30 protein-coding genes and 1 pseudogene are annotated in these 24043 nt (G+C 38.6%); 17 read left to right on the forward strand and 14 right to left on the reverse strand.

Features of this window, described 5'->3' with window-relative positions:
* Window positions 1-172 precede the first annotated feature (172 nt).
* The 3 genes from DIZ80_08855 to DIZ80_08865 all read left to right on the forward strand — a co-directional run bounded on the left by DIZ80_08855 (window position 173) and on the right by DIZ80_08865 (window position 1045).
* Window positions 173-361: a hypothetical protein gene (locus DIZ80_08855; protein RDH82394.1), complete on the forward strand. Its 189-nt coding sequence runs from the start codon at window positions 173-175 to the stop codon at window positions 359-361.
* A 101-nt stretch (window positions 362-462) separates the two neighbouring features.
* A complete protein-coding gene (locus DIZ80_08860; protein ID RDH82395.1) occupies window positions 463-750 on the forward strand; it encodes a hypothetical protein in 288 nt (95 codons plus the stop codon).
* A 19-nt stretch (window positions 751-769) separates the two neighbouring features.
* Window positions 770-1045 carry a hypothetical protein gene (locus tag DIZ80_08865; protein RDH82396.1) on the forward strand — a complete coding sequence of 92 codons (276 nt, stop codon included), beginning with the start codon at window positions 770-772 and terminating at the stop codon, window positions 1043-1045.
* A 13-nt stretch (window positions 1046-1058) separates the two neighbouring features.
* Here DIZ80_08865 and DIZ80_08870 read toward each other — a convergent pair whose 3' ends face one another.
* From DIZ80_08870 to DIZ80_08880, 3 genes are all read right to left on the reverse strand, one after another.
* Window positions 1059-1988 carry a phosphoribulokinase gene (locus tag DIZ80_08870; GenBank protein RDH82397.1) on the reverse strand — a complete coding sequence of 310 codons (930 nt, stop codon included), beginning with the start codon at window positions 1986-1988 and terminating at the stop codon, window positions 1059-1061.
* A 184-nt stretch (window positions 1989-2172) separates the two neighbouring features.
* A complete protein-coding gene (locus DIZ80_08875) occupies window positions 2173-2541 on the reverse strand; it encodes a hypothetical protein (protein RDH82398.1) in 369 nt (122 codons plus the stop codon).
* Window positions 2542-2764: 223 nt separating this feature from the next.
* Window positions 2765-4123 (reverse strand): DNA recombination protein RmuC, encoded by a 1359-nt coding sequence (locus DIZ80_08880; protein ID RDH82399.1) that lies wholly within the window; start codon window positions 4121-4123, stop codon window positions 2765-2767.
* Window positions 4124-4292: 169 nt separating this feature from the next.
* Here DIZ80_08880 and DIZ80_08885 point away from each other — a divergent pair, with 169 nt between their 5' ends.
* Together DIZ80_08885 and DIZ80_08890 are read left to right on the forward strand one after the other, a co-directional pair.
* Window positions 4293-5165, forward strand: coding sequence for a ketohexokinase (locus tag DIZ80_08885; GenBank protein RDH82400.1), 873 nt, complete (start codon window positions 4293-4295; stop codon window positions 5163-5165).
* 21 nt (window positions 5166-5186) lie between these two features.
* Complete coding sequence (locus DIZ80_08890) at window positions 5187-5522, forward strand: (2Fe-2S)-binding protein (protein RDH82401.1); 336 nt, start codon at window positions 5187-5189, stop codon at window positions 5520-5522.
* A gap of 13 nt (window positions 5523-5535) precedes the next feature.
* On the opposite strand, the gene DIZ80_08895 is transcribed toward DIZ80_08890, so the two are convergent.
* A complete protein-coding gene (locus DIZ80_08895; GenBank protein RDH82402.1) occupies window positions 5536-6030 on the reverse strand; it encodes a hypothetical protein in 495 nt (164 codons plus the stop codon).
* A gap of 171 nt (window positions 6031-6201) precedes the next feature.
* Between DIZ80_08895 and DIZ80_08900 the strand changes: the two genes are divergently transcribed.
* The 3 genes from DIZ80_08900 (at window position 6202) to DIZ80_08910 (ending at window position 7716) form a co-directional block, all read left to right on the forward strand.
* Window positions 6202-6429 carry a SirA family protein gene (locus DIZ80_08900; protein RDH82403.1) on the forward strand — a complete coding sequence of 76 codons (228 nt, stop codon included), beginning with the start codon at window positions 6202-6204 and terminating at the stop codon, window positions 6427-6429.
* Window positions 6430-6507: 78 nt separating this feature from the next.
* Window positions 6508-7116 carry a hypothetical protein gene (locus DIZ80_08905; protein ID RDH82404.1) on the forward strand — a complete coding sequence of 203 codons (609 nt, stop codon included), beginning with the start codon at window positions 6508-6510 and terminating at the stop codon, window positions 7114-7116.
* A 27-nt stretch (window positions 7117-7143) separates the two neighbouring features.
* Window positions 7144-7716, forward strand: a complete 573-nt coding sequence (locus tag DIZ80_08910) for a hypothetical protein (GenBank protein RDH82405.1) — start codon at window positions 7144-7146, stop codon at window positions 7714-7716.
* A gap of 66 nt (window positions 7717-7782) precedes the next feature.
* Here the strand turns inward: DIZ80_08910 and DIZ80_08915 are convergent, their stop codons facing one another.
* The 4 genes from DIZ80_08915 to DIZ80_08930 all read right to left on the reverse strand — a co-directional run bounded on the left by DIZ80_08915 (window position 7783) and on the right by DIZ80_08930 (window position 12543).
* Window positions 7783-10329, reverse strand: a complete 2547-nt coding sequence (locus tag DIZ80_08915) for a two-component system response regulator (GenBank protein ID RDH82406.1) — start codon at window positions 10327-10329, stop codon at window positions 7783-7785.
* Between the two features lie 137 nt (window positions 10330-10466).
* Window positions 10467-11414, reverse strand: coding sequence for a bile acid:sodium symporter (locus DIZ80_08920; protein ID RDH82407.1), 948 nt, complete (start codon window positions 11412-11414; stop codon window positions 10467-10469).
* 110 nt (window positions 11415-11524) lie between these two features.
* Complete coding sequence (locus tag DIZ80_08925) at window positions 11525-11782, reverse strand: hypothetical protein (protein ID RDH82408.1); 258 nt, start codon at window positions 11780-11782, stop codon at window positions 11525-11527.
* Window positions 11783-11964: 182 nt separating this feature from the next.
* The gene (locus DIZ80_08930; protein ID RDH82409.1) at window positions 11965-12543 is read right to left on the reverse strand and encodes a hypothetical protein; all 579 of its coding nucleotides are present in this window, start codon (window positions 12541-12543) and stop codon (window positions 11965-11967) included.
* On the opposite strand from DIZ80_08930, the gene DIZ80_08935 reads away from it, so the two are divergent.
* Together DIZ80_08935 and DIZ80_08940 are read left to right on the forward strand one after the other, a co-directional pair.
* Window positions 12542-13513, forward strand: coding sequence for a porphobilinogen synthase (locus DIZ80_08935; GenBank protein ID RDH82410.1), 972 nt, complete (start codon window positions 12542-12544; stop codon window positions 13511-13513). The two genes, DIZ80_08930 and DIZ80_08935, sit on opposite strands and share 2 nt — an antisense overlap.
* Window positions 13514-13593: 80 nt before the next feature.
* The gene (locus DIZ80_08940) at window positions 13594-14427 is read left to right on the forward strand and encodes a shikimate dehydrogenase (protein RDH82411.1); all 834 of its coding nucleotides are present in this window, start codon (window positions 13594-13596) and stop codon (window positions 14425-14427) included.
* A gap of 50 nt (window positions 14428-14477) precedes the next feature.
* Here the strand turns inward: DIZ80_08940 and DIZ80_08945 are convergent, their stop codons facing one another.
* From DIZ80_08945 to DIZ80_08965, 5 genes are all read right to left on the reverse strand, one after another.
* A complete protein-coding gene (locus DIZ80_08945; protein ID RDH82412.1) occupies window positions 14478-14870 on the reverse strand; it encodes a sulfurtransferase in 393 nt (130 codons plus the stop codon).
* 43 nt (window positions 14871-14913) lie between these two features.
* Entirely contained in the window at window positions 14914-15324 is a 411-nt protein-coding gene (locus tag DIZ80_08950; GenBank protein RDH82413.1) for a DUF2914 domain-containing protein, read from the reverse strand.
* A 38-nt stretch (window positions 15325-15362) separates the two neighbouring features.
* Complete coding sequence (locus tag DIZ80_08955) at window positions 15363-15890, reverse strand: gamma carbonic anhydrase family protein (protein ID RDH83134.1); 528 nt, start codon at window positions 15888-15890, stop codon at window positions 15363-15365.
* Window positions 15891-15971: 81 nt separating this feature from the next.
* Window positions 15972-16382, reverse strand: a complete 411-nt coding sequence (locus DIZ80_08960) for a hypothetical protein (protein RDH82414.1) — start codon at window positions 16380-16382, stop codon at window positions 15972-15974.
* Between the two features lie 86 nt (window positions 16383-16468).
* Complete coding sequence (locus DIZ80_08965) at window positions 16469-17125, reverse strand: ArsR family transcriptional regulator (protein ID RDH83135.1); 657 nt, start codon at window positions 17123-17125, stop codon at window positions 16469-16471.
* 162 nt (window positions 17126-17287) lie between these two features.
* On the opposite strand from DIZ80_08965, the gene DIZ80_08970 reads away from it, so the two are divergent.
* From DIZ80_08970 to DIZ80_08995, 6 genes and pseudogenes are all read left to right on the forward strand, one after another.
* Window positions 17288-18157, forward strand: a complete 870-nt coding sequence (locus DIZ80_08970; GenBank protein ID RDH82415.1) for a fatty acid hydroxylase — start codon at window positions 17288-17290, stop codon at window positions 18155-18157.
* Between the two features lie 22 nt (window positions 18158-18179).
* Complete coding sequence (locus DIZ80_08975) at window positions 18180-19163, forward strand: sulfurtransferase (GenBank protein RDH82416.1); 984 nt, start codon at window positions 18180-18182, stop codon at window positions 19161-19163.
* Between the two features lie 6 nt (window positions 19164-19169).
* The gene (locus DIZ80_08980) at window positions 19170-20132 is read left to right on the forward strand and encodes a radical SAM protein (protein ID RDH82417.1); all 963 of its coding nucleotides are present in this window, start codon (window positions 19170-19172) and stop codon (window positions 20130-20132) included.
* Between the two features lie 10 nt (window positions 20133-20142).
* Window positions 20143-20811 (forward strand): annotated as a pseudogene (locus DIZ80_08985) (glycosyl transferase).
* A gap of 705 nt (window positions 20812-21516) precedes the next feature.
* On the forward strand, window positions 21517-22320 hold the full coding sequence (gene arsM / locus DIZ80_08990) for an arsenite S-adenosylmethyltransferase (protein RDH82418.1): 804 nt from the start codon (window positions 21517-21519) through the stop codon (window positions 22318-22320).
* A gap of 110 nt (window positions 22321-22430) precedes the next feature.
* Window positions 22431-22892, forward strand: a complete 462-nt coding sequence (locus tag DIZ80_08995; protein RDH82419.1) for a hypothetical protein — start codon at window positions 22431-22433, stop codon at window positions 22890-22892.
* A 53-nt stretch (window positions 22893-22945) separates the two neighbouring features.
* On the opposite strand, the gene rrtA is transcribed toward DIZ80_08995, so the two are convergent.
* The gene (rrtA, locus tag DIZ80_09000) at window positions 22946-23509 is read right to left on the reverse strand and encodes a rhombosortase (GenBank protein RDH82420.1); all 564 of its coding nucleotides are present in this window, start codon (window positions 23507-23509) and stop codon (window positions 22946-22948) included.
* A gap of 85 nt (window positions 23510-23594) precedes the next feature.
* On the opposite strand from rrtA, the gene gspG reads away from it, so the two are divergent.
* On the forward strand, window positions 23595-24026 hold the full coding sequence (gene gspG, locus DIZ80_09005) for a type II secretion system protein GspG (protein RDH82421.1): 432 nt from the start codon (window positions 23595-23597) through the stop codon (window positions 24024-24026).
* The last annotated feature ends 17 nt before the right edge of the window (window positions 24027-24043 follow it).

Below are 24043 nucleotides of genomic sequence, written 5' to 3' on the forward strand. Positions count from 1 at the left end.
TTTTTTACCAATACCAGAATATAATTCCGCTTTATTTTCACCTTTCATCAATTAAATTCTTATTTTCATTTAAATAACATGAAGTTACTTGCATTACCTAATAAACTAGTCTAACTTTAGATTGTAAGTTACTGAACTTGCGTTCTCATTCGTGATTTTTGGAGAAATAAAAATGAATAATAAAAAAACTATAAGCATTGGTGACCGCGTTCGCATTATAAGCACAGGCCAGGAAGTAACTGTTGATCAGGTAAGCGAATACGGATTTAGTGTCATTAAATTTAACTCAGGCGGCACTTATCGCTTCCTGAACCATAAACTGGAAAAGCCTTCGGCCTCGAACATTACATATAATGCCTAGAGCCAAATAGAGACTCTGTGAGTGACTCCATGGACGGGGCACTCAAGAATGGCAGGTTTGTGTCGATAAATAAGACAGGGAGAACAATATTAGTCACTATTATGTCGAATATTCCATTAATCAATCAAAATAGAATATCAGGCTCATCATTACCTAGACGAACAAACAAAGTTATTGCCAGTAAGTCTACGAATGATAAAACACCTGCCATTAAACGTCGTCTTGAACGCCGTCAGAACCTTGATCGTCGACAAAAAAAAATTAAAGTTCTCTTTGATAGACGACTACGGGGGATACATCGTCGAAAACTCCTGTCCAATAAACAGGAAACAGCAGACACTATCGGCTTAAGCGAAACCAAGGGTAAACATATTAATACAACGGCATAATTCAGGTTTATAATTAGATATGACTAAATCAATTTCATTACTTGTAAAAGTGGCTATATTCGCTGCGATAACAATCATCGGCATTATTTATGTTTTCAATCGGCCTGCGGTAGAAAGCATAAGCTCCTATGAAAAACAGGAAATGGTAAAACCCAATAAAGGCAAATCTATTATTGATGATTTCTTCTCATCTAAAGAAACGAAACGTAGAAATGCCGAAGAAAATGACGATGTTTCACTTACAGGTAACGCCGGGCGTTATGATGAGGTTCGTATAGGTAAAAGCACTCAGTAATAGAGCAATATTGCTATTTATTAGAATTAATTAAAGCCTCTATTAATGGTGCACAAATAATATCCAGCGCATGCTGCATCTGCCCGCCTGGAATCACCAGACTTCTCCTTCTAGATAAAAATGAACCATCAATACGATTCAGGTAGTTATCAACATCGTATTTAGACGGGTCTTTGAAGCTAACCACCACGATACTTTCTTTTTCTGTCGGCACAGGCTGTAAGTCAAACGGATTGGACGTATCCACTACTGGCATACGTTGAAAATTGATATCTGCAATAGAAAATTGCGGCACAATAAAGTGAATATAATCCTGAAGCTGTTCCAGAATATTCACCGTCACCTGTTCTGCAGATTGATTATGATTTCTCCGATCATGGTTTATACGTTGAATCCACTCAAGATTAATGGCCGGTGCCACTCCTATTAACAGGTCAACATATTGTGCCGCGTTCACGCCATTTGTATTTGCACTACGTCGATCTCTTATGACCGCATCGGTATTCTCTGACTTTCGTCTTGTCCAGGTTTCTGCAACCACACCACCATGCATACCTTCATAAAAGAGACAATCAGCGTCTGCCGGGCTTTGCTGCCATTCAGTAAATTCACCTACGGATGCATTATAAAGATGCTGATTTTCTTCTGTTACTTTAAAACGCATATCACAACGCCCGGTTTTTGAGTAACGACTAAAACAATCCTGCAGTTTAGAAAAATCGTTTAAATCAGGGCCATAACAACTGATATGCCTCCCATCTGCGAGTGAGCGGGATATATGTTTTTCACTTTCAACATCGTTATAACGTAAAAAACCGTCACCCTGAATAAAAGCAGCATTAATTTTCTGTCTGAAAAATATTTCTTTAAAAGCCTGTTGAACGACCGTTGTTCCAGCACCACTGGCGCCGGTAACAGCAATAATCGGATATTGCTCTGACATACTCTGTTTCCCCTAACCCGAATATTTTATATTTCGTGAGAGTAGCATAATATACCTGGATCCCTGTAAGCTGAAAGCATTCTTTAATTGCCCCATAGAGCAAAATAAATAATAAACAAAATCAGTGCGACAATCAAAAATTGCGGACTGCCAATAGTTTTACAAAATTGGCACGATTTTGCCATTAGTTACTCTTAAAGGCGACCTGCCAACCATCCAGGTCTGTTACAGTGTCTGAACGCTCACGTAAAACAACCCCAATTTGAAAATACCCCCCAACGTCCATTTCTTTACACCAGCGGACATTACCAGTGAGAAAATATTTCTTTTTAGTCTCTTTCAAAGTAACCCATACATCTAGAACACTATCTATTTTAATTTGCTGGTTTAATTCAATGCGCAAGCCTGTTGCCGACACATCAATAGTTGAACCACATAATGTTTTTCCCAGTAACCCGGGGTTTTCTGAAGAGAAAACAATTTTCATATCAAGCGCTTCTTTTAACTCGAAACGCAATGCATCTCTACGCTCTTGCATACTTTGGTTTTCCATACAACAACCTCTGATGAATTCCTGGAGCCTAAATATGACCCTTTAGATTAAAGACCTCATCCTGTTTATACAGGCTTGAACACACAAGTATAGGCACTAAAAAGGGGCTTTGCTTAAAATAGTTTAGACTGAGCATACAAGTCTATCTCATACTTACACCATGCCTGTTCGGGCTCTCGCACCTGCCTTCATCACATGCACCTGAATATTATCAATTATATTTCTAGGTTTTTTCTTCTGTCGTATTTTGTGAATGATGCGTTAACATCTGTTCAGAATTTTCATCCATCAATTCTACTTTTTCAATTTTTTCAAATCGTGAGCTTATTTTTCGAGCCGATGTATTTACATCACTAACATCCTTATTAGCCTGCTCTATATGTTTAGATAGATTATCCATTCTTGTCTGGAAACGTGAAAAATCTTTAGATAAAGCGACCAGATGATCCTGTATTAAATGTACCTGTTTTCGAGTCGCAGAGTCTTTCAATACAGCTCTGGCAGTTGTTAACACCGCCATTAGTGTAGTTGGAGAAACCAGCCATACTCTGGCTCGCTGCGCTTCTTCTACTAACTCATAATGATGTGCATGTATTTCTGCAAACACTGCTTCAGCAGGTATAAACATAACCGCTCCATCAGATGTTTCTCCACTTATAATATATTTTCCAGCAATATCATTAATATGTTTTTTAATATCTTTCTTAAACTGTTTCTCGGCCAAGGTTCTATCAGCTTCAGAACATTCTATATCTGTCATTTTTCTAAAAGATTCAAGTGGAAACTTGGAATCTATACCGATACTTCCACTTGGCTCAGGCAAAAACAACATACAATCGACACGGGTGTTATTACTCAATGTATGCTGAAACGCAAAGCTATTCTCAGGCATCACATTACGTACCAACGAGTTTAACTGCACCTCGCCAAAAGCACCTCTTGATCTTTTATCAGCAAGAACCTCCTGCAAGCTCACTACATTACCTGATAACTCAGTTATTTTTTTCTGCGCCTCATCTATCTGTGCCAGACGTTTTACAACATCAGTAAAAGTTGCCGTGGTTTTTTCAAAACCTTCATTCAAACGTTTATCCACCTGACCCGAAATTTCTTTTAAGCGCTCATCCGTTGAGCGCGTTAAAGCATCTACTTTTTTACCCAACTCATTACCATTATTCACCAATGCTTCCGTTACCTGCTTTCGAACTTCCCCCATACCCTGAGTTAAATTTTCCTGTTGAACTTTTAAACTATCCAGTTGCCTTGCATCGAAACTCTCACGGTGTTTATTCAAGCCCTGCTGTAATAGCTCATTACTATTATTTAACTTTGTAGATAACTCACCACTTAACTCACTTATCCTTCTTTCCTGCTTGTTTTGCAGATCATTAGTGCTTTCCAGCAATTTTGCCTGCATTTCTGATATCTGAACGAGTTGTAGTTGTTGAGCTTCAGATGTTTTTTCAATAATTAATTGCTGGAACTGAGCTTTAGCCAGACGTAACTGACTCGCTAACCACCACAACAGAACTATCAACAATAATAAAACTGTTAACCCGGCAACTATTAATTTCGTATCCATTAATTATTCTCAACTCTTATATACGTTAATATCTTTACAGATTAAATATTATATTTCCAGAATACACATCTTTCTCTTACCTCAGGCCTGCTTAACTAATATTAAATCCATTAACATTAACACTACTGCACTGTATGATTTAAGCTTTACGATTATCTAACATACCATAATGACTAACATTCTTCTCAACGGTATTGCCACACTTGATATTATTAACCAGCTAGATCATTACCCGGAAGAAGATAGTGAAGTCAGGGCACTGACTCAAACGTTACGCATCGGTGGAAATGCTGCTAACAGCTCAATTGTATTACAACAACTCGGAGTAAATGCACACTTAATAGCAAGCCGTGCAGATGACAGCAATGCTAAACAGGTATTTTCACAACTCAATGAACGAAAAATAAATACGGATCTTTGCCCCGTACATAATAATAGCTCAACACCCACTTCCTATATTACTCTAAACTCCCATAACGGCTCACGTAGCATCATCCATTATCGCGATTTAACTGAACTTCAGGCCTCTTATTACATTAAGCTCAACCTATCTCAATATAACTGGTTACACTTTGAGTCACGAGACTGTAAACAACAGCTGAAAATGCTCCAGTACGCTCAGACATTTAAATTACCTATATCTATTGAGCTTGAAAAAAATCGCAAAGCTATTGAAACAATCATACCTTTTGCTGATCTTTTACTTATCTCAAAACCCTTTGCAGAGTCTCAGGGTTTTGACAACGCTTATGATTGTATTAAACATTATTCCCAACGATACAGTGATAAAACAATTACATGCACCTGGGGCAAACAGGGGGCATGGGCATACGCGAACTCATCGATCATACATCAGGACGCTTTTCCACTTGATAAAACGATAGAAACTCTCGGCGCAGGAGATACATTTAACGCCGGCATTATATATTCTCTCATTAAACAAAAAAGCCTTTCACAAACCCTGAAATTTGCCTGTAGACTTGCGGCTAATAAATGTATGCAATCTGGTTTTGATCACCTTATAATCCCAGCTGATCATTAATACACTACTTCAGGAAACACCATGCTTGAACAATTATGTCATATTGACGAAATAAACGACCCGGGAGCTAAAGGCTTTAATTTAAAACAGGGCCGAAAAGAACGACTTTTATTTATTATAAAAAAAGAAGGGCAAATTTACGCTTACGAAAATCAATGCCCACATGCAGGTATCAATCTTGAGTGGCAGGAAGATGATTTCCTTGATAATGAAAAAAACCATATACAGTGTTCAGTTCACGGTGCATTATTCAATATCAAGAACGGAGACTGCATGGGTGGACCATGTAACGGTGAAGGCCTGACTAGCGCTGAAGTAGAAGTAGATAACAACGGCAATGTAATGTTATTGGCTTAGGTAATTATCGTAATCAACTGTTTGCGCCACAGCACTTCTTAAATTTTTTACCACTACCACAATAACATGGCTCATTACGCCCAGTTTGTTTCCGTTTGACCTGATTATCGGTAGCAAACTGCTCTCCATCCACATAAAACCAGCAGTTACCTTCAAGGAAAAACCGACTACGTTCGTGCATTTCACCTACTGTACCCGAATTATTAAAACGGGCAATAAACTCAACATAAGCCACGTCAGCTTTTTCCATATCACAGTTGAGAACAGTAAGTCCTGTCCACTCCACGGAACTATCCAGTTCCATGGACTGTGGTCGAGTACTGTTATGCCATGTATCCAGAATATACGCACTCTTTTCTAGTGCATAAGCCGTATAACGGGAACGCATTAATAATTCGGCAGTTGGTGCTATTTGTATTTTATCGATAAACACCAAACAGCACTCTGTAGCGTTTTTTTTACTACCACATGGACAATATCGTTGTTTATTCGACGTCTTTAAATTCATAACATATTGATTTTAATGCAATTTAACAACTTGTCCATATAAAGCGATTATTTATTCACATTCGTCTATTTATTATTGACTTTCACTGCTGCAAACCGTATTGTAAGTGAACGATCACTAACTTGATCGATATATTTTAATCTGTAACACAAATTTATAAGGAGAAACCCCATGAGTTTCGACGCTGAATTAGATGCAAAAGGCCTTAACTGCCCACTTCCTATCCTACGCGCAAAGAAAGCAATCTCTGCTTTAAATGCAGGACAGGTACTAAAAATTGTTGCTACTGACCCAGGTTCAGTAAAAGATTTTGAAGCATTCTGCAATCAGACTGGCAATGAATTAATGTCTAGTGCTGAAGTAGCTGGTGCTTTTGAATTCATGATTAAAAAGTCTTAACAGGCATTTAATCTGAAAAGGCACCAGTTATTACTGGTGCCTTTTTTATTTACCTCTAAAAAATGAAGACCTCATAACTTGGCTAAACGACTTTCAGCAGAAGAGCGTCGCGCTTCTATTATTAAAGTTGCAAAACGCCTATTCGCAAAAACCGGTTTCCACGGTGTTTCTATCGATGAAATTGTTAAAGAAGTTGGAGTCAGCCCTGCTATTCTTTACCGACATTTTGAATCAAAAGATGAACTTTACGAAGCTGTACTTTACGAGTTTTCAGCAACACGCGAATCATACGTTGAAGCTGTTGTAGCTGATGACACCAGTTTTGAACAGGTATTAAGAGGCATGACTACGGTTTTTGTTTCAAGCATTATGAATCATCCTGATATGCTCAAAATGGAAATGCACTCTCAGCTTGAAGGATCAGAAGCAAGTCAGGAATTTTTTTTAAATAGGTGGAAAAGTTTCACCGATTACATTGAGTACAACCTAACAGAACTACAGTCTCAGAAAAAAATAAAAACCATTAATGCAGAAGCTGCCGCATTAATATATCAGGGAATTATACGGGAAGTTTTGTTACAAAAATGCATGCAACAAACCGATCGTTTTCAGGACACACCTATAACAACTTTAGTTGATGAAGTTATTAACCTGTTTATGAAAATAATCGAACCCGCTGAAATATAAATTAAAAACCAGAAAAAGGCCTATAAAATGTTTAACAAATTACTAATTACGCTCTCTCTTTTAACATTATCTTTAACTACTTATGCCAGCAACAATCCTCAAGTTCGTCTTGTAACTAATAAGGGCAATATTGAAATTGAACTAAACCAGGAGAAAGCGCCAGAATCTGTGAAAAACTTTATGCAGTATGTAAAAAGTGATTATTATAGCGGCACAGTTTTTCACCGTGTAATAAAAGGCTTTATGATTCAAGGCGGTGGTTTTGATAAAGATTTAGAGCGCAAACAATCAAACAAGCCTATTTCTAATGAAGCATTCAACGGTCTAAAAAACGATCGCGGCACCATAGCAATGGCCAGAACTAATATGCCTCACTCAGCAACTGCTCAGTTTTTTATTAATACAGCCAATAACAGACCTTTAAATCATACTGCTAAAAGCATGCGTGGCTGGGGCTACACCGTCTTTGGTAAAGTAACTAAGGGAATGGACGTTGTTGATATTATAGAGAACTCAAAAACAGGTGCAAAAGGAATATTCCCTAGTGACGTTCCTCAATCAGACGTAATTATTGAAAAAGTAGAAATTATTAAAGAATAAAAATTTAAGCTAACTATAGGTCAGAACCCTTCAAGTAAGGCTTCTGACCTTAGGAGATTGTTTTTATTAAACACCGGCAATTCCGAGATGAGGGCGAGGTATAGAAACATAATTACCCTGCACATGATCAACGCCACAAATTTTAAGCAGTCGTAAAATCTCCGGACTTTCCACATATTCTGCAACGGTATAACGCCCAAGTGAATGAGCCACATCATTCATAGCCGTAACAATCGCTCTATCAATAGACCCTCTAGCCATACCTTTTACAAATTGCCCGTCAATTTTTACAAAGTCAGCTGGTAAGCATTTTAACTGTGAAAAAGAACAAAAACCTGAGCCGAAATCATCCAGAGAAAAACGGCAACCCAACCACTTCATTTCATCTATAAATTGACTGGCAGATTCAAAGTTTGCAATTGCACAAGTTTCAGTCACTTCAAAAATTAAGGCTTGTGGATCTACATCATGATTTTTCAATAATGCTTTAATCTTATTTAAACTATCATCTGCATTCAATGTATGACCTGACAGGTTAATTGAAAATGATACGTTTGATCTTTTTTTCTGAACTTCTGAAAGTATTCCAAGTGCTTTATTTAACACCCACATATCAACATCGCACATTAAATTAAAACGCTCTGCCGTCGGTATAAATGCATCCGGATAGTATAAATCCCCATTGTCTCCCTGCATTCTCAATAATAATTCATAGTGCAACTGGTTATCTTTATTATTTGTATAATGCTTCCATACCGCACCATCTTCTGCGGGCAGATGATTTAGATCCACCAGACCTAAATCGAGTATAGGCTGAAAGTGCAATAGAAATTTATTATTATCCATGGCATCACGCAAGCGTTGCGACCAGCCTAACTCACTACCCATTACATTCTTTTCATCACTGCTTTGTTCATATAAATGGGATTGATTTCGACCACTTCGTTTTGCAATGTGACAAGCAATGTCTGCATTTGCCAGTACATCACCTGATGTCATATCTGCTATATCCATCATAGCAACACCAAAACTTCCATAAATATTATAATTTTCACCGCCGTACGTGAAATTAAATTTTTCCAGAACCTTGCGGAAAGTTTCCGTTACTATAACGGCACTTTCTTCATCAACACCTTTAAGAATAATAGCAAATTCATCTCCACCTAATCGTGCAAGTGTATCTTTTGCTCGTAATTTATCTGATAAAAGTTTTGAAATTTCTATTAATAACTTATCACCAGCATCATGACCGGCTGTATCATTCAGATACTTGAAACGATCCAGATCAAGATAAACAAGCGCACTCATATCTTCACCAGAATGTACACGACTTACTTCAGAATCTAATTGATCTTCAAAATAACGACGATTACAAAGTTTAGTTAAGTGATCATGTGTTGCCTGCCAGTGTAGCTTTTCTTCTAACATCTTACGTTCTGAAATATCACGAAATGCAATAACTGAACCTTCCTGTCTACCATGAATATTTAATGGATAAACAGTACATTCAACCGGAACAGGTTTTCCTGACTCATGCTTAAATGCGGTTTCCCAACAACGCAACTCAATGCTATTACCATAAGCTCTATATAATCTGTCGTGATTTAATACATCATCTTTTACAAAGTAATGAAATGCATCTTTGGCTTTTTTTCCAATAACACTATCTGTTTCAAGCTTACCAATTATATTTAATGCAGCCGGATTAACAAATGTCACCAGCCCGTCATTATCAACACCATAAACACCTTCACCAACAGATTCCAGAATACCTGCAAGTCGCTCACGTTCTGCTTCAATATGGTTTTGTACTTCTATAAAACGGCTCATCGATGCAATACGGGAAAGAAATAATTCTTCAGCCTCATTTTTGAACATACATTCAACCGCACCAGCTTGAAGGCAATCTTTTATTACTTCATCCAGATAGGTTCCGGTGATTACGGCTGTTCTGATTTTTGATGTACGCTCATCATCACGTAATTTTTGACACAAAACATAACCATTTAGATCAGGCATGAAATAATCAATAATCGCCAGATCAAAAGGCTTCTTCAACGCAACCTCGAATGCCTCATCGACCGAATTCGCAGTTTCAGTAATGTAACCATTTCTATTTAATAAACGCTGATAGTAGTGCCGAATACTAACTGAATCATCTACAAACAATATGCGAATTGGGTTTTCATGAGAGCTTATCGGATGATTGTGCTCCTGAGGTGTCTCTGGTCCTAATAATTTTTGTAAGGTTGCAACTGACTCCTGATAATTTTCCCAGGGCACCAAAGCTGTGTAACGTCGACGACTCATCCAGTTGAGCACATCTATATCTGCATCATGAGAAAGTATTAGAGCAGGTACTTCAAAGTGTTCGGTACCTTCGAGTAACTCAATAAGACGATCAACCTCTTTGTGTTGATCATAGTTTGGCCATCCAATAATGACGGCCTGAAAGACATTAGCCTGACTATCCAGAGCATCATAAGCTGCATCAAAGGTTTCCAGTGCCATAAGCTCATATCCCTGCTTTTGTAATGCTTTAACAAGGATATATCTTAAAGTTGCAGATTCTTCAACGAGAAGTATCCGCTCTTTCACACTCTCAACTACCATTATTGGATAACCTTTATAAAAACCCACTCATTCGGGTGATGAGTTGAGACAAATATCTGATTTCAGAATTATTTTTTTTATTAATGTACTAAACAGATAACGCTGTAAATTTATTCACACTTCAAGGATAGTATGACTTAAGGTGATTCACCAGCCAATTGTCTATTTAGTTCAATGCGCCTGCGTAACCAGCTGCTTGCAATGGCTGCGGTTAATATACACCAGACGGCAAACAAGGCCCCGGGAAGTGCCGATTCAGCGGGAAAGTGTTTAAGCGCCAATGCCACCCCCATCCCCGCATTTTGCATTCCTAACTCTATCATCAGGGTAATTCTGTATAAATGCGCAAAACCGTATAACTTTGCCAGCCACCAGCCAATAAGATAACCGAGTAAATTGACTGCAACGACTCCCACCATAACAGGTAATGCCATCTGTGCGATACGTAACTGGTTTGCCGCTACTGCATAACTACATATGATAATAATAGCTAATGCTGCAACTCCTGGAGCAATATCTCTGGCCGTCTGCAAGTGTTTGCCCAGACGTTTTTGAATCAACAGCCCAAATAAGAGTGGCAATAAAACAGTTTTAACAATAGTGATTGTCAATGGCCAGAATTCCACCGGCATAATTGCACCGCCCAGATATTTCACCAGCAACGGCGTCAATACAGGTGACATTAATGTAGCAACAGTGGTCAGTGTTACTGAAAATGCCACTGCACCGCCTGCCAGATAAACAATCACATTACTGGCCATCGCACCCGGTGCACAACCCACGATTATAAATCCAATTGCAATTGCGGGACTAAAGCCCGGATATTGAGCCACCAGCCAGACCAGTACGGGCATTACGCTAAACTGGCTCAATACACCTAGAGCGACGCGCCCGGGCTGCACTATTTCAGCCTTTAAGTCAGAGGCCTCAATAACCAGTCCCAGTGAAAACATAGTGGCTGCAAAAAACCATAAAAAATAGTCTTTAAAAATAAGGAATATCGGGGGATAGATATAAGCTATTACTGCACCTGCAAATGTCAGCAGGGCCAGGTGACTGGCAAAAACACTGAAAACCTTTTTCATTCATTCAACCTGTAAGAGTTCTTCAGCATTATATACAGGAGATAGCGCTTACTAAAGACATAAAAAAAGCCGGATCAAATCCGGCCTTTTCACTTTAAGCTATGAAGGGTTTAGCTACCACCGCATTTACCTTCGCCACATTTACCTTCTTTCTTTTTGTCACCACCACACTTGCCTTCACCACATTTTCCATCTTTCTTTTTATCACCACCACCGCACTTGCCTTCACCACATTTCGAAGATGACATGGAAACTTTAGATGACTGATCTATGTCAGACATACCAAATGGATTTTCAGCTGCCTGTACAGACATTGATAAAGAAGCAGCAAATAAAGCAGCTAGTGCAATTGAGATTATTTTTTTCATGATATTACTCCAAAAGAGGGTTTTAAAATTACGCCATTATTGGCCCGGGCACCTCTTGTTAATACTGGTTGGGGCACCCTGATTTTCATGCAACTAGCCTAATAGACCAATAACACATAAAATATTAGAGCCGAAAATACACAGGGGGTTCATAAAAAGTTATCACGAATTGTTAACATTTCTCATTTAACACTCTTCAGCCCTAATTTAATCGCTTCTATCACCTTATTTTCAATTTCCTGTAATACCGGTTTTGCCTGACTAAACTCGCCAATAACAGTCGGCCGTGCAAATACAACGGTTGTCTCTCCTGCTTTTTCATACAAGCTCAGGCGCAATGGGCATAAAGCCAACATATCCGGATCAACGTTACTTACTTTATTAGCATACCAGCCATTGCAGAAAACCATACTACGAATACTTTCCAGCTTATTCTGATTATAACTATCACCCCATTTCCCGGCAAAACGTTCAATGTTTTTGCTTATATATGGTTCAAAAACCACATAAAACCTGGCTTCTTCCAGAGATTCATATACGGCTTTATATACTTTTTCCATTGATAAACTAACTGTTTGTTTATAGATATTTGTTTCCCCTGCCTGCACATTAAGATTCACAAACAAAGCCATAAAAACAAAAAAAACTATTTTGAAATTTTTAATCATATGATTTCTCCCATATAGATGGGTAGAATACACTAAAAGCAAACAACAGGATTCTACAGTGAGTAATACCAGCAATTTCCCATGGTTACGCATGCGCCGTATGCGTCGTGATGACTTTAGTCGCCGATTAATGCGTGAAAACCAGCTTAGCGCTAATGATTTTATTTATCCCGTATTTGTATTAGAGGGTGAAAATCAACGTGAAGCCGTGCCGTCTATGCCCGGTGTTGAACGACTCAGCATAGACCTGTTATTAATAGAAGCTAAAGAATGCGTCGATCTGGGCATTCCGGTTATTGCCCTGTTTCCAGTTGTAGGAACAGAAAAAAAATCAGAAGATGCCGCTGAAGCTTATAACCCGGATGGCCTGGCACAACGTGCCGTTCGTGCATTAAAAGCAGCTCAGCCGGAATTAGGTATTATGACTGATGTTGCATTGGATCCATTCACAACACATGGGCAGGATGGCCTCATTGATGATACGGGCTACGTGTTAAATGATGAAACAACTGAAGTATTATGCAAACAGGCAATTTCCCATGCAGCCGCAGGTGCAGATATTGTAGGCCCCTCAGATATGATGGATGGGCGCATTGGTGAAATTCGCGAAGCACTTGAATCAAGTGGACACATCTATACCCGCATTCTTGCCTATTCAGCTAAATATGCATCCAGCTTTTATGGTCCGTTTAGAGATGCTGTCGGTTCCGCAGGAAATTTAAAAGGCGGTAATAAATATACCTATCAAATGGATGCTGCTAACTCAGACGAAGCGATTCGTGAAGTTGCACTGGATATAGAAGAAGGTGCGGATATGGTTATGGTTAAACCGGGTATGCCCTACCTTGATATTGTGCGCCGCGTAAAAGACGAGTTTGGCGTACCAACATATGCTTATCAGGTAAGTGGTGAATACGCTATGTTAAAAGCCGCTGCTCAAAATGGCTGGTTAGATGAAAAGGCCTGTGTACTGGAAGCCCTCATGTGCTTTAAACGCGCTGGTGCAGATGGCATCCTGACTTATTTTGCAAAAGATGCAGCTAGCTGGCTGCAGAACACTTAACTAAATTCCCATACACCTTATAGCGAGTTAAAACTCACACTCACTGTTAAATATAAAAGTAGTGTGAGTTATTTTCAATTATGACAAAACAGACTAATGATTGTTACGCCGTTATCGGCAACCCTGTTTCCCATAGCAAATCTCCTTTTATACACACAGAATTTGCTAAACTAACTAACCAACTACTAACTTATACAGCTGAGTTAGTTGAAATAGGTCAGGTGAAAAATTTTGTAGAGTCATTTATTAAAAACAACGGTAAAGGTTTAAATGTTACCGTACCCTTTAAACTGGATGCTTTTGAATTAGCGACAGAATTAAGTGACCGCGCACAACGTGCTGGCGCCGTAAACACTCTCACACTTAAAGACAATAAAATACTGGGTGATACTACAGACGGCACGGGACTACTTAATGATTTAATTAAAAATCACAATCAAACAATAAAACATAAACGCATACTGGTTGTCGGTGCTGGCGGTGCCGTTCGCGGCGTTTTAGAACCTCTGCTACTTGAGTCACCCACAAGCCTGATTATTGCTAACCGAACAGTTTCAAAAGCACAACAACTGGCAGATGACTTTTCAAATTTTGGAAATATATCAGCCTGCAGCTTTAATGAACTAGATAACGAACAATTTGATTTAATTATTAATGGTACATCCGCCAGTTTAAGCGGTGACCTGCCACCACTTCCAGACAATATTTTTTCTAATCATGCATGCGCATACGACATGATGTATGCAAAAGAGCCGACTGTTTTTATGCAATGGTCAAAGCAACAGGGTGCTGAAATAATTTTAGATGGACTGGGAATGTTAGTTGAACAGGCTGCAGAATCTTTTTATATATGGAGAGGAGTAAGACCTGAGACCAAAGAAATAATTAACAGACTTAGAGATTATAAGCCATAAATAAAAACAGTCAGGCTATGCCTGTTTTACTTATGGCTTATAACAGCTATTTAGTGATGCGCTGGAATAACGACATGCATCTCTGCCTGTTTCCATGCAGCTATACCACCATTAATATTTTTAACATTTTTAAAACCCATCTGCTGCATGACAGATGCTGCCATTGCTGAACGTCCAGAGGTTGCACACAGAAGTAACCATTTTTTATCGCGATCCTGCATATTCTGGTTCTTACCCGGATACTGATGATCACTCGCAGCTTCTATTAAACCACGAGGCACATTGAATGCCCCGTCAATAGTCCCTGATATATACTCAGCAGGCTCACGAACGTCAAGCACCTGATAACCATCATCTAACAAAGCAACTACTTCAGTTATTTCAACTTCAGTTATTTGTGATTTTGCTTCTTTAACAAAATCCATTAACGTTTTTTCACTCATTAAAAATCTCTCATTAAAATAATAAACACTTATCTATACACTTTTATTCTGGCACTTTCTGTTCTTTAGTTTCTGCTGCAACATATTCAAATTCACTTTGCTCAATAACGTTACCACCTTCATCCAGCACAGATACCTGCCATTTACCAAGCCAGCTTGATAGCATGTTTTTACTTGACCAGGTGCGCCAACGGTCACCATTCACCTGAAATTTAACATCCGCCAGAACCTGGCCATTATACTCCCAACGATGAATAATAGTATGTCCATTTAAGCCTGTTATTTCTGTAAAAAAATAAACGCGTGTTATATCAGACGGTATTTGTTTCAGCTCAGAAACAGGTTCTTTATCTTTTATTTCAGTAGTAAAAACACTTCGGGAGATTCCAGCTGATTGCACGGAAATAGAAATAAACATCAAACATGACAATATTACACTTGCAATTATTTTCATATAAACCCCTGTTTTATTTGCACTTTAATTTAAATCCTTTAAAGATACTCATTCTTTAATTTGACATAATGCTCTGCCGAATAAAGCAGAAAATCCTTCTCTTTCTGCTTTAATTCACGCGCCTTTCTTGCGGGCGTACCTACATACAGATATCCGCCCTCTAATTCTTTTCCCGGTGATACCACACTACCTGCACCTACCATGGCTCCCTGCTTAATAATGGCACCATCAAGCACGACCGAACCCATACCGATTAAACATTCATCTTCAATAGTGCAGGCATGTATTACGGCTCCATGCCCAACCGTTACATTAGACCCAATATGTAACGCCCCACCTTGCGGGCTTAATGGTCCCTTATGCGTAACATGTAAAACAGAACCATCCTGTATATTGGTTCTGTCTCCGATGCGGATATAGTTAACATCCCCTCTAATCGCTACCATTGGCCATATAGAGCAGTCCTGTCCGACGACCACATCACCGATAATACATGCAGCCTCGTCTATGTAACTATTTTCACCAATTGTGGGGGTAATATTTTTGAAAGGTCTAATGTTATTCATTTGAAATATTGCCATCTTGTAAAACGCAGAAAAGCCGATCGGGTTACAACACGTTAATCCAATCAGATCAGTCACATAATTTTAAACAGGCATGTTTAAAAAATCATCCTCATCATCCACACCCGCCTGATTTCTTAATAAAGCAGCTCGTATCATTTCCATCAAATCATCGGTCGATGACATTTTATTAATAACTTTATTATCAATCCAGAGTTTTAGTTCATCCTGGTTTTTTACAAAAATAGCGGGGAAATCGACATCCACCTCGCCATCCTTTCCATACAAACGAACATACTCATCACGATGCAAGAACTCAATGTCCGCATCAAGATCATCAAGAAAGGTCATCCATTCTTCACGTGCCTGAAAATAACCATGTGTCAGATTGCAAAGATTACATTGATAAGTTTCTGGTGAAAACAGTTTATGCGCTATATCCGTTAGCGTATTAAACACTCCACTATCTGCATTATAAACAAAAACCAGATTCATACTTCTTTCCTTCCCAAATGTAAGGTTTTATTAATTCTAATAAATATAGCTAATTTTTTTAGTTATTTCAGTAATTTGAGCTTATTTTATTCCGATAGTTCAACTGGCATACCTGCACTTTTCCACTCTGGAAAACCATCTTCCAGACGGTGAGCATCAACACCCTTATCACGTAACTGCTCAACGGCATTAAATGAAAAAACACAATGCGGGCCACGACAATAAGCAACCACCTCCTGTATTGAATCAATCCCCTGCAATCGTTTTTCAAGCTCATCGGGTGGAATATTTATAGCACCTGGCACATGCCCTGCCGCATATTCTTCTTCAGGCCGAACATCAATAACGGTCACCAACCCCTGCTTTACCCTGTCGAGCAAATCTTCCCTTGCTACCGGTTCCAGCTCATCTTTAACAGTCAGATAGGTATTGACCAACTGCCCCACATCAGCCAGATGCCTTTCTGACACACCTCTTAACAGTTTTAGCAGATTAACCACATCAGAGCCGGCAATACGGTAATACACTTTAAGGCCACGCTTTGAACTACAAACCAGCCCAACCTGACGAAGTTGCTGCAAATGCTGAGATGTATTGGCGACACTCAAACCTGATACTTTAGCCAGATCATCAACACTTCGCTCTGTTTGCGCCAGATACTCCAGTATCTCCAGACGATTGCCATTGCTCAGCGCCTTTCCGACTCTGGCAAACTGCGCAAACAAATCATGTTTAAAGCTCATTTCATTACTCCATGTATTTTCATCAAATAACTTTTCATCTTGACTCATTACAAATATAGCATTAATCTAGTATTCAATAGATTAGTTGAATAAATGCAAATCCATTATAGCCGCACCAAAGACATTAAGGCAAGACGTCAAAACAATATCACCGGAGACACCATGACCTTAGACGAATTTATAATACAGAATGAGAGCGTCATTCGAATCGGTGTTTTCAGCAGCATGTTAGTCATAATGGGCCTGTGGGAGCTACTTGCCCCTCGTCGTGCGCCTAAAATATCAAAACTGCTTCGTTGGTTTAACAATTTAACTCTGGTTTTTCTTAATACGCTTGTTCTACGCCTTATCTTCCCTATGGCAGCAACAGGTATGGCGCTTTTTGCAACTAATCATGGCTGGGGATTTTTCAACTATTACAACTTCAATCCTCTAGTAGAAATTATTATCGCCATTATTTTTATGGATTTTATTATTTACCTTCAACACATACTAGTGCATGCAGTACCTGCATTATGGCGATTACACCGTGTACACCATGCTGACCTGGATTATGACGTCACCACTGGTTCACGCTTTCACCCAATTGAAATAATAATCTCCATGTTAATTAAACTTGCCACTATTGTAGTACTTGGCCCGGCAGTAGTAGCTGTTATTATTTTTGAAGTTTTATTAAACGGCATGGCTATGTTTAATCACGGCAATGTTGGTTTACCTAAAATAATTGACAACTTTTTACGCCTTTTCATTGTCACACCTGATATGCATCGCGTTCATCATTCAGTAGAAGATGATGAGACCAATAGTAACTTTGGTTTTAATCTGAGTTGCTGGGATCGTATATTTGGCACCTACCGTGAACAACCACGAAAAGGACAGATTGATATGGAGATTGGCATAAGAGGTTTTACCAGCATTAAACAGACTAGTTGGTTGCATGGTTTATTATTAATGCCATTTATAGGTAAAATGTCTGGTTACACAATCAATCGACGCGAATGGAATGACACTAACATAACTGAAGAGTAACCCCCCTTCTCACGAGATTTTTATGAGTAAAAATTTAAAACGAATTATTCTATTTATCATCATTGCGACAGGTATAAGTTTAAGCTTTATTTATCGTGAACAGATAAACCCGGCAGGCATACAAAGCTGGATCGAAAGCGCAGGTCACGCAGCACCCGTATTATTCATCTGTATATATATTCTAAGTACCATTTTATTTTTACCCGGATCACTGCTTACCTTACTGGGTGGTGCATTATTTGGCCCAGTCTGGGGCACCCTTTACAATCTGACAGGCGCAACAGCAGGTGCGATGATTTCATTCCTTATCTCACGTTATCTGGCATCAGGCTGGATAGAGAAAAAAGCCGCGGGTAAAACACAACAGCTCATAAAAGGCGTTGAAAGCGAAGGCTGGCGATTTGTTGCTTTTACCAGATTGGTGCCTATCTTCCCTTTTAATTTACTTAACTACGCCTTAGGACTAACAAAGATTAGTTTTTCCCAGTACAGCTTTGCCTCTTTTATATTTATGTTTCCAGGTGCTCTGGCTTATACTTACATTGGTTATATAGGAAAAGAAGCAGCAACTGGAGGCGAGGATTTAATTAAAAAAGCCATGCTGGCAATCGCACTACTCGCGGTTGTTATTTTTATCCCCCGTATAATTAATAAAATTCGAAAAGTAAATATGTTATCTATTGAAGACCTTAAGTCACATATTGATAATAAAATGGAAATACTTTTACTGGACGTGAGAAAATCAGCTGATTTTAATGGTGAGCAGGGGCATATTAAACAAGCCAAGCTAATACCACTAGAAGAATTACCACAACGCATTACAGAATTAGAAAGTGCTAAAAACAAACACATCATCACTATTTGTCGAACAGATAAGCGCTCCAGTGAAGCGGCAAAAATATTATCTAACCTGGGCTTCGAAAACGTACAGGTTGCTCGCATGGGCATGACAGACTGGAACAAACACAACTATCCTCTTGCAACATCTAATAACACGTCTGAATAAACCAATATGCATGATACTAAAATAAAATTACTCAACACCAGTTTCCCACAATTAAGTCGCAGGCAGCTCGATACATTGCAGGTCAACCTGGGTTATATCTGTAACCAGAGTTGCAAACACTGCCATGTCAATGCCAGTCCAAAGCGCACTGAAACAATGGCACTGGAAGATATTGACGATATTTTAAGCTTTATTAAAAACAACAATATTAAGAAACTTGATTTAACCGGTGGTGCACCCGAACTTAACCAGCATTTTCGTTACTTAATAACAGAAGCACGTGCTTTAAATGTATCCGTAATCGATCGTTGTAATTTAACCGTGTTAAGTGAACCAGAACAGGAAGGGCTGGCCGAATTTCTAGCTAATAACCAGGTCGAAGTCGTAGCTTCACTACCCTGCTATAGCAAAGACAATGTCGACCTGCAACGAGGTAACGGAGTATTTGATCTTAGCATTACGGCCTTACAAAAATTAAACTCTCTGGGTTATGCCGCGAAAGATAACGGTCTGGTTTTAAATTTAATGTACAACCCAACCGGTGCCTTTTTACCTCCTGCACAGAAATCACTTGAAGATGAATACAGACAGAAACTTCGAGAAGATTTTAATATTGAATTCAGCAATCTCTACACACTCACTAACATGCCAATAATGCGTTTTGGAAGCACGCTGATTAGCAAAGGTGAATTCGAAAATTACATGGCCTTATTAAAAAACGCCCATTCTGATGACAACTTACAAACCGTCATGTGTCGAAATTTAATCAGTATAGACTGGCAGGGTTTTATCTATGATTGCGATTTTAACCAGATGTTAGATATGCCAAGTAATTTTTCTCCCTATAATAAAACACACATATCTGAATTAAATTTAAATAACTTACAACTTACACCTATTCAAATCGGTGATCACTGTTATGGGTGCACAGCAGGTAGTGGCTCTAGTTGTGGCGGCGCATTAAGTTAATTTATAAAAAATGTCATATAAAAAATTATCTATTGTAATTCCCTGCCTTAACGAGTCAGCACAGATAGTTAAAACTTTAAATAAATTACAAAACCTCCGTCAACGTGGACACGAAATAATTCTTAGTGATGGAGGCAGTGACGATAACACCCTTCATCTGGCAAAAAACCTTGTGGATACTTGCATAACATCTGCACTCGGCCGGGCCAGACAGATGAATCAGGGCGCCAAAATAGCCAGTGGTGATGTCTTATGCTTTTTACATGCTGATACAATTTCACCTGAGAGTATTGATAAAAAAATACTTGAAATAATGAACACTGAAAAATCCATCTGGGGTTTTTTTAATATAAAACTCAGTAGTAAAAAATGGCAATTTAGATTTATTGAATGGTTTATCAATAAACGCTCCTGCATGAGCAATGTTGCAACAGGAGATCAGGGGATATTTGTATGCCGAAGAACCTTTAATCAACTATCTGGTTTTTCAGACATACCACTTATGGAAGATATTGAATTAAGCAAACGTCTAAGAAAAATAAAAATTCCCTCCTGCATAAAAATCACCCGCCTTACTACATCAAGTCGACGCTGGGAAAAACACGGAATTACTCACACTATTCTATTAATGTGGCAATTACGCTTACGTTATTTTTTAGGTACACCCGCTAAAAAACTTGCTGATGCTTATATCATTCATAACAAACCTGAATCGCATAAATCAGTAAGTCATGAAACAGTCATTAAAAACAAACAACTGGTTATTTTTATAAAAGCACCTGTACCGGGACAATGCAAAACACGTCTCATTCCCTATTTAAGTGCAGAACAGGCCTGTGAATTTTATAAAGAACTTGTAAACACCTGCTTTAAAAACATTTCACCATTAAGTAATGTCGATGTCGCAATTTATACCACTCCTGATATTAATAATAATTTTATTCAGGCTCTAGCTAATACCAATCCTGTATCGCTACATACTCAACAGGGCAATGATCTAGGGGAACGGATGCACGATGCCATACATGCCTCATTACAAAACTATGATAAATGCGTTTTAATAGGCACTGATTGTCCTGTTTTAGATAAAACCTATATTGATAATGCTTTTAAAGCACTCAACCAACATGATATGGTACTAGGTCCGGCGAAAGATGGTGGTTACGTGCTGATTGGCGCAACAAAAATTAACACCAGGCTATTTAACAATATCAACTGGGGAACCGGACTGGTTTTAGAGCAAAGCTTAAAGAATAATAAAATAGCAGGTTACAGCACGCACCTGCTAAACACACTTTGGGATATAGACGAACCTGAAGATTACATCAAATATCAGAATTTATTAAATACATCTAAACAGTCACAAGAAGCATAGGAGCCAAAGATGGATTATAAACAGGCAGATGAAGTACGTAACAAAGTAAGAGATTCATACAGCAAAGTTGCAGAAGCTAATAATGAAGGTGACTGCTGTGGTGTGACCAGTAGTTGTTGTGGTGTATCGGATGACGAGCAGATTAATCAGCTAATTTCAACACGTCTGGGTTACAGCAAGGCTGATTTAATTAATGTGCCTGAAGGTGCAGACATGGGCCTGGGTTGTGGCAACCCGAAAGCACTTGCAGCACTACAGCCTGGAGAAATTGTTGTTGACCTTGGTAGCGGAGGAGGCTTTGATGCTTTTCTCGCCGCTAATGAAGTAGGTGAAAACGGCAAGGTTATTGGCGTAGATATGACACCGGAGATGATTTCTAAAGCACGCAATAATGCAGATAAAGCTAACTACAACAATGTAGAATTTCGTCTGGGTGAAATAGAGCATCTACCTGTAGCAGATAATTCAGTTGATACGATTATGTCAAATTGTGTTATTAATTTATCTCCAAATAAACAACAGGTATTTAATGATGCATATCGTATTTTAAAAACAGGTGGCAGACTTGCAATATCAGACGTTGTAAGCAGCACCGAACTACCTGATGAAATTAAAAATGATACTGTTTTATATTCGGCCTGTGTTAGTGGCGCATCAACCATAAACAATTTACAGGACATGATGGAGCAAGCCGGTTTTAAGAATATAAAAATTGAACCAAAAGATGAAAGTCGTGATTTTATAAAAGACTGGGCACCGGGCAGTAACATTGAAGACTATGTTGTTTCTGCGAATATTCAGGCTACAAAATAAGAGCGACTATTAACTGGGTAAAATAAAGTTATGCATTCCTTATATAACTTTATTTTACCTTTATAAAAATCAGCCTCCATCATCTGCTTATTATGAATAATTAATTCTATATGATGATTTTTTTAAGACTCTTTATTTTACTACTATCTATTACAATGCTCTGCTCCTGCGAACAAAACCCTCTACCCTCAGACAAAATAGATATTAACACTGCAGCAAAAGACTGGAATAGTGCCAGTAAAATATGGAATGAAACTGAACTTGTTCAACTGGAAAAAGGAAAACGACTTTACCGAGCATCCTGTGCTGCTTGCCACTTATCTTCAGGAGAAGGTCAGCAACAAACTATTGGCTCACCCGCCTTAAAAAACAACAGTATTGTTAAGGGAAAAATAGAAGTACTTAGCGATATAATTCTTAATGGTCGAAATAGCATGCCTGCTTTTGCTGACTCTATTAATAATAATGATCTTACTAAAGTCATTTCTTATATAAGAAATGCATGGGGCAATAATTCAAATAGTATTGTAGATAAATCAACAATCGATTTATTGATGCCTGAATCTAACTAAAATAAAATCATGCCTTATTTCATCTACTTTAATTTATCAATTTAATTAAAGTCTCATTTCTTTCTAATATCTCTTAAAACAAACAATACACCGGCCACAGCACCATATAAATGAGCATTTACAGCAACTCGCCCCCCGGTCATAGATTCTGAACCAGGCAAAGCACCAAATATCTGCTCCCATATTATTTTACCAATGATAATAGTCAGCAAAACCACACCACTTACTTTATATCGCGTCATTTCCCATCTAGCACCAATGATAAATAAGCCATGCAGCACACCTGAAAACCCGACATATCTGTCTAACTGGTTGTCTATTAACATACCCACACTACAAACCAGTGATATAAACAATAGAGCTTCAATCCAGTATGTGGTCGATTTGTAACTTGAGAAAAATATTGCCACCATACTCAGACCAGCCATATTAAGCAGAAAATGGCTCCAGTTTAGATGCGTCAGATGACCGCTGATTAAGCGCCAGAACTGCCATTTTTCTATTAACTGACGATCAAATCGAAAAAATCCCTCTAAATGTAATGCCTGTATAAAAAAACATAAAATAAATAGAACTAGCCACAGCTTATAACTTCTAAGTTTGTATAAAATATTCATGTGTACAATTGTCTCATATGCGCTTAATGCGGCATCTGGTATGATAATGCCAGAGTTTAACCATTAATTTACTACGGAGCCATCAGTGAAAGCACCTCAAATCAGACAACAGGGATTTACCTTAATCGAAATTATCGTTGTTGTTGTTATTATTGGCATTCTAGCCACCTTTGTAGCGCCTAAGTTTATGGGCAAAACAGGTCAGGCTCGAATTGTAAAAGCAAAAAACGACATCAGCGCATTTGAAAGTGCTCTTGATTTATACAAACTCGATAATTACACCTACCCGACAACTGACCAGGGTTTAGATGCACTGGTTAACCAGCCATCAGGTGACCCCGAACCCGCTAACTGGCAACAGGGCGGTTATGTAAAGAAATTACGTAAAGACCCGTGGCAGCGTGATTATTTATACTTAAGCCCTGGTGAGCACGGTGAAATTGATATCTATTCTCTTGGCGCCGATGGTGTTGAAGGTGGTGAAGGAGAGAATGCGGATATCGGTAGCTGGGATTAATCTACTAACACCAATGC

It is taken from the genome of endosymbiont of Galathealinum brachiosum (assembly GCA_003349885.1).
Classification (GTDB): Bacteria; Pseudomonadota; Gammaproteobacteria; order SZUA-229; family SZUA-229; genus SZUA-229.

Coding starts and splice junctions, on each gene's coding strand:
- DIZ80_08860 (RDH82395.1), top strand. CDS start 463: ATGTCGAATATTCCATTAATCAATCAAAATAGAATATCAGGCTCATCA.
- DIZ80_08970 (RDH82415.1), top strand. CDS start 17,288: ATGACCTTAGACGAATTTATAATACAGAATGAGAGCGTCATTCGAATC.
- DIZ80_08955 (RDH83134.1), bottom strand. CDS start 15,890: ATGAATAACATTAGACCTTTCAAAAATATTACCCCCACAATTGGTGAA.
- DIZ80_08900 (RDH82403.1), top strand. CDS start 6,202: ATGAGTTTCGACGCTGAATTAGATGCAAAAGGCCTTAACTGCCCACTT.
- DIZ80_08945 (RDH82412.1), bottom strand. CDS start 14,870: ATGAGTGAAAAAACGTTAATGGATTTTGTTAAAGAAGCAAAATCACAA.
- DIZ80_08870 (RDH82397.1), bottom strand. CDS start 1,988: ATGTCAGAGCAATATCCGATTATTGCTGTTACCGGCGCCAGTGGTGCT.
- DIZ80_08875 (RDH82398.1), bottom strand. CDS start 2,541: ATGGAAAACCAAAGTATGCAAGAGCGTAGAGATGCATTGCGTTTCGAG.
- DIZ80_08915 (RDH82406.1), bottom strand. CDS start 10,329: ATGGTAGTTGAGAGTGTGAAAGAGCGGATACTTCTCGTTGAAGAATCT.
- DIZ80_08885 (RDH82400.1), top strand. CDS start 4,293: ATGACTAACATTCTTCTCAACGGTATTGCCACACTTGATATTATTAAC.
- rrtA (RDH82420.1), bottom strand. CDS start 23,509: ATGAATATTTTATACAAACTTAGAAGTTATAAGCTGTGGCTAGTTCTA.
- DIZ80_08935 (RDH82410.1), top strand. CDS start 12,542: ATGCGCCGTATGCGTCGTGATGACTTTAGTCGCCGATTAATGCGTGAA.
- DIZ80_08980 (RDH82417.1), top strand. CDS start 19,170: ATGCATGATACTAAAATAAAATTACTCAACACCAGTTTCCCACAATTA.
- DIZ80_08975 (RDH82416.1), top strand. CDS start 18,180: ATGAGTAAAAATTTAAAACGAATTATTCTATTTATCATCATTGCGACA.
- DIZ80_08960 (RDH82414.1), bottom strand. CDS start 16,382: ATGAATCTGGTTTTTGTTTATAATGCAGATAGTGGAGTGTTTAATACG.
- DIZ80_08940 (RDH82411.1), top strand. CDS start 13,594: ATGACAAAACAGACTAATGATTGTTACGCCGTTATCGGCAACCCTGTT.
- DIZ80_08865 (RDH82396.1), top strand. CDS start 770: ATGACTAAATCAATTTCATTACTTGTAAAAGTGGCTATATTCGCTGCG.
- DIZ80_08925 (RDH82408.1), bottom strand. CDS start 11,782: ATGAAAAAAATAATCTCAATTGCACTAGCTGCTTTATTTGCTGCTTCT.
- arsM (RDH82418.1), top strand. CDS start 21,517: ATGGATTATAAACAGGCAGATGAAGTACGTAACAAAGTAAGAGATTCA.
- DIZ80_08880 (RDH82399.1), bottom strand. CDS start 4,123: ATGGATACGAAATTAATAGTTGCCGGGTTAACAGTTTTATTATTGTTG.
- DIZ80_08930 (RDH82409.1), bottom strand. CDS start 12,543: ATGCGTAACCATGGGAAATTGCTGGTATTACTCACTGTAGAATCCTGT.
- DIZ80_08910 (RDH82405.1), top strand. CDS start 7,144: ATGTTTAACAAATTACTAATTACGCTCTCTCTTTTAACATTATCTTTA.
- DIZ80_08965 (RDH83135.1), bottom strand. CDS start 17,125: ATGAGCTTTAAACATGATTTGTTTGCGCAGTTTGCCAGAGTCGGAAAG.
- DIZ80_08895 (RDH82402.1), bottom strand. CDS start 6,030: ATGAATTTAAAGACGTCGAATAAACAACGATATTGTCCATGTGGTAGT.
- DIZ80_08995 (RDH82419.1), top strand. CDS start 22,431: ATGATGATTTTTTTAAGACTCTTTATTTTACTACTATCTATTACAATG.
- DIZ80_08855 (RDH82394.1), top strand. CDS start 173: ATGAATAATAAAAAAACTATAAGCATTGGTGACCGCGTTCGCATTATA.
- DIZ80_08950 (RDH82413.1), bottom strand. CDS start 15,324: ATGAAAATAATTGCAAGTGTAATATTGTCATGTTTGATGTTTATTTCT.
- DIZ80_08920 (RDH82407.1), bottom strand. CDS start 11,414: ATGAAAAAGGTTTTCAGTGTTTTTGCCAGTCACCTGGCCCTGCTGACA.
- DIZ80_08890 (RDH82401.1), top strand. CDS start 5,187: ATGCTTGAACAATTATGTCATATTGACGAAATAAACGACCCGGGAGCT.